Source organism: Nocardia arizonensis, assembly GCF_001310275.1.
Classification (GTDB): domain Bacteria; phylum Actinomycetota; class Actinomycetes; order Mycobacteriales; family Mycobacteriaceae; genus Nocardia; species Nocardia arizonensis.
Genome location: NZ_LGYZ01000074.1, coordinates 1 through 6,069, shown reverse-complemented (window position 1 = coordinate 6,069; position 6,069 = coordinate 1). Strand labels below are relative to the sequence as shown.

Annotated in this window: 5 protein-coding genes; all 5 read right to left on the bottom strand. The window is 71.0% G+C overall.

All coding sequences use genetic code 11. The features are described from left to right. The coding region (locus APZ21_RS14440; protein ID WP_156371074.1) for a cutinase family protein at positions 1–626 on the bottom strand (626 nt) is incomplete at its 3' end. Between the two features lie 27 nt (positions 627–653). Then, positions 654–1,664 carry a C40 family peptidase gene (locus tag APZ21_RS14435; protein ID WP_054813825.1) on the bottom strand — a complete coding sequence of 337 codons (1,011 nt, stop codon included), beginning with the start codon at positions 1,662–1,664 and terminating at the stop codon, positions 654–656. A 7-nt stretch (positions 1,665–1,671) separates the two neighbouring features. Continuing rightward, positions 1,672–2,697: a replication-relaxation family protein gene (locus tag APZ21_RS14430; protein WP_054813824.1), complete on the bottom strand. Its 1,026-nt coding sequence runs from the start codon at positions 2,695–2,697 to the stop codon at positions 1,672–1,674. A gap of 88 nt (positions 2,698–2,785) precedes the next feature. Then, a complete protein-coding gene (locus APZ21_RS14425) occupies positions 2,786–5,239 on the bottom strand; it encodes a type IV secretory system conjugative DNA transfer family protein (RefSeq protein WP_054813823.1) in 2,454 nt (817 codons plus the stop codon). Next, the coding region (locus APZ21_RS14420) for a TRM11 family SAM-dependent methyltransferase (RefSeq protein WP_054813822.1) at positions 5,236–6,069 on the bottom strand (834 nt) is incomplete at its 5' end. The genes APZ21_RS14420 and APZ21_RS14425, both read right to left, overlap by 4 nt.

The following is a 6,069-nucleotide window of genomic DNA, read 5'->3' as shown; positions in this document are numbered from 1 at the left end:
GCGGCGAGGACGGGCGAGGACTCGGCGGTGGTCGAGCAGTAGCTGTCACCCTCGAGGCACAGCGTGCGGACCCGATCGGTCAGCTCGCCGAAGCCCTGCGCGCGCGGCCCGGTGACGCCCTGTCCGGAGACCGGGGTGCCGAGCTGGGCGGTGGCCGGGTCGCGGCGCGGGTCCGAGACCAGCGCGACGGCCAGGACTCGCGTGGCCGGGATCGGGCCGCCTCGGTTGCCGAGCGTGGTGGCGAGGTCGCCGGCGACCTCGGCGCCCTGGCCGTAGCCGGCCACAACGACTCGGGTGTCCGAGCACAGCCCCTTCACCGCCGCGGTGAGGTCAGCTTGGCTCACCGACCCCGCACCGGCGGAAGGTGCGAGGGTGTGAACCTCGATGTCGGAGCCGTAGCGGGCGGTGAGCGATTCCCCGAGCTGGGTGAGGATCCCGGTCGTGGCCTGTCCGGCGGTCGAGGTTGTCTCGTAGGTGCCCGGTGCCAGCAGCGCGGTCCAGCGCGGGCACTGGGAACCGGTGCGGTCGGGTGTGGGTTCTGCGGCGGTGACACCGGCCGTCATGGTGGTCGCGGTGACGGCCGCGCACAGCGCGACGCGGACGGTTCGAGAGTGGTTGTGGCGCATGGAGGTTCTCCGTTCACAAGTCGATGTTCAGGGCGCGGCGGGGGAGTTGTTGTTGTGGGCGGGGGTGGGTCGGGTGGCGGTGAAGTAGTCGTCTCCGGGCCACCGGTAGGGCGAGACCTGGACGGGTTCGTTGAAGGTGGGTGCGTGCACCATCTGGCCGCCGCCGAGGTAGATGCCGACGTGGTGGACATCGCCGCCGGTGCTGTAGAACAGCAGGTCTCCGGGGGCGAGCTGGTCCTCGGAGACCGGTGTGCCGGTGTGGACTTGGTCGTAGGTGGTGCGCGGGATGGAGATCCCGGCGGCGCGGTAGGCGGCCTGGGTGAGTCCCGAGCAGTCCCAGCCGCCATTCACCTCGGGCCCGTTGCCGCCCCACACGTACGGCAGGCCGAGCTGCGCGCAGGCGAACGAGATCACCTGTGCCGCTGTCGAGTTCGGCGGTGCAGCGCTGGCGCAGTCCCCGCCGGAGGTGTTGGGGGTGGTGGCGCGGTAGCGGGACGCCTGGTCCAGGACCTGGTCGACGTACCAGTCGGCGTGGTTGTAAGCGAAGATCGCGCTGTACATGTCGTCGGGCGCACCGAAGTCGCAGAGGTAGAACGCGGCGGCGTGGATGGCGTCGGAGGGGTTGTAGCGCGAGGGCGGGTTCGCTCCACCAGCGGGCAGGGGATGCCGGGAGACAACGGAGTCGAACGTCGGGGCGAGGAACTGCATCGGCCCACCGGCCCCGGAGCTGTTCTCGCCGGAGGACACTCCCGGCAGGGTGGAGCGACCGTGGTCGGTCTCGATCTTGCCGACCGCGGCGAGCACGCTCCAGTCCAGGCCGGGACAGTCCCCGGCAGCGGCCTGGTAGAGCACGAGCATCTCGGCCGGGATGTCCTGCTGTGCTTCGGTGCTCGGGGTGGAGCCGGTGCCGGTCGAGGCGCCCGGGGCGGGTGCGGTGAGCGCCTGGTCGAACACGATGACCGTGGTGACCACGGTCGCGATGACGACCGTGAGGAACACGAACCCGGCGAATCCTGCCCCGAGTGCCTTGACCAGCATCGTCAGCTCACCAGGACTCGTAGGTCGGTGGCCGGGGTGCGGGTGGGGGCAAGGCGACGACGCCGCTCTGGGATACCCAGCCGGGGTCGAGTTCGCTGTCGGCGGCGGGCGGGGTACGCCGGGGCCACATGGTGGCCAGCTGGTGCAGATGCGACCTGCGGTCGGTGTCAAACTCCAAGGGCAGCCAGACCTGGTCGGCGGGGCTCGCCTCGTGGGTGGGGGCCAGGAGTTCAGCGGCGGCGGTGGCCACCGGCACCGCCTCGGGGTCGGGCAGCCGTTCCCATGTTCGGCGCAGCGCGGCACGGGCTTTGGTCTCGCGGGCGCTACTAGGCACCCACAGCAGGACGGGGGCGACGACCCCGGTGGTGCGCGCCAGCTCGGCGTAGCCGGTGAGCTTGGCCGCGACCCGCGACAGCGCCGTGGTGGATTCGAGGTCGTATTCGAGGTAGAAGTCGAGCACGGCTTCGGCGTGGCGGTAGCGGCCCCAGGCGTCGGGACGGGCGAGGTCTCCCCACAGGCGCTCGCAGCGGGTCTGGGACCACCACCCCAGGACTTGGGCGGGGTCGCCACGCTGATCGAGGGCGGGGTGGGCGATCAGGGCGGTGAACCACTCGACAACGCCGAGGGTGTGGGTCAGGTGCAGGCTGTGCCCGATGGCGAGCGCGCGCTGGTATTGGTAGCCAAGCTCGCGCACCGTGATTCCGGCTTCGGCGGCGAGGACGCCGGCTCCGGCCGGTGCGAGTACCCAGTGCATTGGCGCGCTGCCTCGGGCGCGCCAGGGCCGGAACCGTTCGAGGACGCCGTAGCGGTGGAGCAGGTTGAGCCGTCGCAGGGCGATGGGCTGGGTGGGGAAGGCCAGGTCGGTGAGCTGGTTGGTGGTCAAGACGCGGTGTTCGTAGAGCATGCGCAGGATCCAGCGGTCGCGCTCGGTCAGCCGGGAGACGAGCGCGGTGGGATCGAGGGGGCGGGGCCGGGTCCGGTTGTCGGGTCGGGGTCGGCGGTTGTCGGCCTGCTGGGCGGGTCGGGAAAGCATCGGTGGCACAACCTTTCTCAGGATGAAGAGAAGACGGGCGGTGGCAGTTGGTGAGGCGCGCTATGCGTGACCGGGTCACTCGTCACGGTCAGGGGCCCGGTGCGGTGATGCGGGCGCGGGCGGCGGCGGCGATCTCGCGGGCGCGTCCGGGGATCGGTGGATCCAGCGGCCGGGTGGTGAGGGTGAAGGGGCGGGCGTTGCGGCCGTCGACCAGCAGGCGGGCGGCAGCGTGGAAGGCGTCGAGATGGGACAGGTCGTGCTCGGACAGCCACGGGTCGGTATGCCGGGCGAGATCGCGGGCGTCGTCGGGTGACACGGCGAAGACGATCTTGTTGCGCGCATTCGCTGAGATGCCGTCGCGCAGTTCGCGCGAGAGCTGACCCAAGTTCTGATGCGCCAGCAGCAGAGAGAGCCGGAGTCCGCGGGCTTCGGCGAGCATGTCCTCGATCGGTGTGCTCAGGTTGAGGAAGTTCTGTGCCTCGTCGAGCACGAGCGCGGCGTCAGGCCGGTCGGCGGCGGGCACCCGGGCCCTGGCGGTCACCGCTTGCCACGTCCGGGCGACCAGCAGTGACCCGACCAGCCGTGAGGTTTCCTCGCCGAGTGAGCCCTTCGGCAACCGTGCGAGGCAGATGCCGCCGTGGTCGAGGACATCGCCGAAGTCCACAGTCGACGGGCCACCGGCGATGGCCGCACGGACGAACGGCCGCAGCAAAAAGGCGCGCAGTTTGTTCAGTAGCGGGCCGGTGAGCTGGGCACGCCCAGTATCGGAGAGCTGTTCGTAGGAGTCCCAGAACCCGCGCAGGACGGGGTCAGCGGTGGTGCGAGTGACCCGGGAACGGAAGGCGGGCTCGGTGAGCAGGCGGGGCAGGTCGGCCAGGGTGGCGGTGCCGGGCTGTGCGCACAGGGTGAGCAGGCTCGCGCGCATGATGTCGTCGGTGCGTGGCCCCCACCACTGGTGAAAGATCCGGCGGAACACCGTGGTCAGGTTGTCGACCGCGAGATCCATTCCGGCGCGTCCGATCCGGCCGATATCCAAGGGATTCACACACGGCGGAGCACTGGAGGCGTCGGCGTCGAAGAGCACCACCCGCTCACCCATGGGCGACGGCAGCCTCGACAAGACATCGGTGACCAGGTCGCCCTTCGGGTCGATGACGATCACTCCGCGCCCGGCCTCGGCGTCATCGAGGATCGTGCGCGCCAGCAGCGTGGACTTGCCGACACCGGTGGGGCCGAGGATGTGCAGGTGATGACGGGCGTCGCTGACTTTGACCGCTACTGGGCGGCGAGTGCCGGTGTCTGACATCCCCAACGGCTTGGTGTGTTCCCCACCGACGGGGATCTCCGGGGCCGGGGACAGAGCTCGGGCTCCGGCACGCTGCAGGCCCGGTAGCCCGTCGTCGGTGGGCAGATGGGCGATCGTGGCCAGCTCGGGCACCGACAACACATCCCCACGCCCGAGACGGCGCTCCCGGATCAACCGCTGAAGACGGAAATGGCGACGGCGACGCCGGTAGTAGTTGTGATCGGTGCACGCCCCGAATGTCGTGGCGAGCGCATCGGCGCGACCGCGCGCCACCGCCGTCGCTGCGGCTGTCGAGTCGATCTCGGAGGGGTCGGTGGAGACCGGGATCGAGGCGGCATAGCGCACGACCGTTTCCCAGTGCGCCCCTCGCGCTTTGGCCGCCGCCGCGCGGGCGGCGGCGCTGTATTCGAGGGAGGTCTGCCGGTCGCTGGCCCGGCCGGTTCCTGCCCCGGCGGTAGCGCGGGAGGTGCGAGCGCTGTTCGAGCCGGGTGTGAGGAGGTCGAGGGCCTCGCGCAGTAGTCGGGCCGCGACACCTGCCCGGGTACCCGTGCTCGCCGCGGAGCGGGTGGCTCGGGCGACGCGGCGGCCGGTGACCGGTCGGGCGAGGACCTGTACGCAGGTGGCCTGGCCGGGGCCCAGATCGTCGGCGGCGGTGATCAGGTTGCGCACCAGATCACCGGAATGCTCGGTGCTCAACGGGAGTCCCTCGTGGCGCCCGAGACGCAGCTCGCCTCCGGCCACGACCCGCCGGATTCCCTTGACCGGGTTCGGCAGTGGCGGCCGGGCGGGCTCGCGGGTGTCGGTGTGCGCGCCGGGCCACGCCGAGGCGACGGCCCGCTCGATCAGTCCGGGTGGGATCGCGCCGGGCACCCACAACCGGATCGCCGCGCCCTCTTCGGGGGTGACGGTGTACTCGAACCCCAGATGCGGCTGCCCCAGAAGCGTTCTCGCCCACGCGGGGCGGAGCTGGCCGATGAGGTGGGCCCAGAAGGAGAGTGCGCCTTTGGCATCGACCTCCGGTGGGGTGAGCACGGTGATTTGACGGGCACGCGCACTCAGCCGGCCTCGCCGCCACCGGCCCGCGAGCCCGACCGCGGTGAGCACCGTGACACCAGCCACCACCAGGAACAGGGCATCGGTGAACACGAGGGCGTGTTCGAGGGATTCGCGGAGGTCGGCCACGGCCCGGCCGGGCGCGAGAAGCGCCCGGCCGAGCCATCCCTGCTCGGGATTCACGCGGCCACCGATCCCGGGCCGGTGATCTCGGTGTTCGGCAGCGTCGCCGCGCTGCCGAACGGGAACCGGCCTGCCGCGCGGCGGCTTTCGGTCGCCTCGCTGGCTTCGGGCTTGCGCAGGATGATGACGTCCTCGTGGGCGATGAGGTGCATCGGCAGCCCGGCCGCGCGCTGCTTGACGATGAAGTCGCGCTGGAAGAAGCTCGACCGAGCGACGAGATCACCCTCGGTGAGACGCCCGAGCAGCGCCACGCACCGCTCCACCGGCACCATCCCGGCCAGTTCACCGCAGGTGTAGAGGTGGGCGGGCAGCGGCACGAGTTCGGCGTGCTGACGCCACGGCCGCGCGGTGATCACCACATACCCGCCCGGGGCGAGGTAGTCGGCGGCCCCGGCCAGGATCTTCGTGAACCCCGACAGTAGGCGGCCAAGGCCGACGTTGGCCAAATTGCCTCGGTCCAGGAGCTGGCCGTAGCGGTGGTTCTTCTTCACCACCGGGTCTTTGCGGTTGGCGCGCACATGCCCGTGCAGAGAATCGCCGTAGGGCGGGGAAGTGATGACCAACTTCGCCTGGCCGCGCAGCTCGGCCGGGATCAGCTCGCCCAGCTTGCGGGCGTCGCCGTGGAAGACGTCCGCGGCGAGATCGATCCCGGCCTCGCGAGCGAGCTCGATGTTGGTGCGCGCCAGCTCCGCCCACCGGCTCTCGTACTCCACACCGACCGCTTGGCGGCCCAAGTGCAGCGACTCGACCAGGGTGGTGCCGATCCCGCACATCGGATCCAGCACGAGGTCCCCGGGCCGGGTGTAGGTGTTCACGGCGTGGGCGACGAT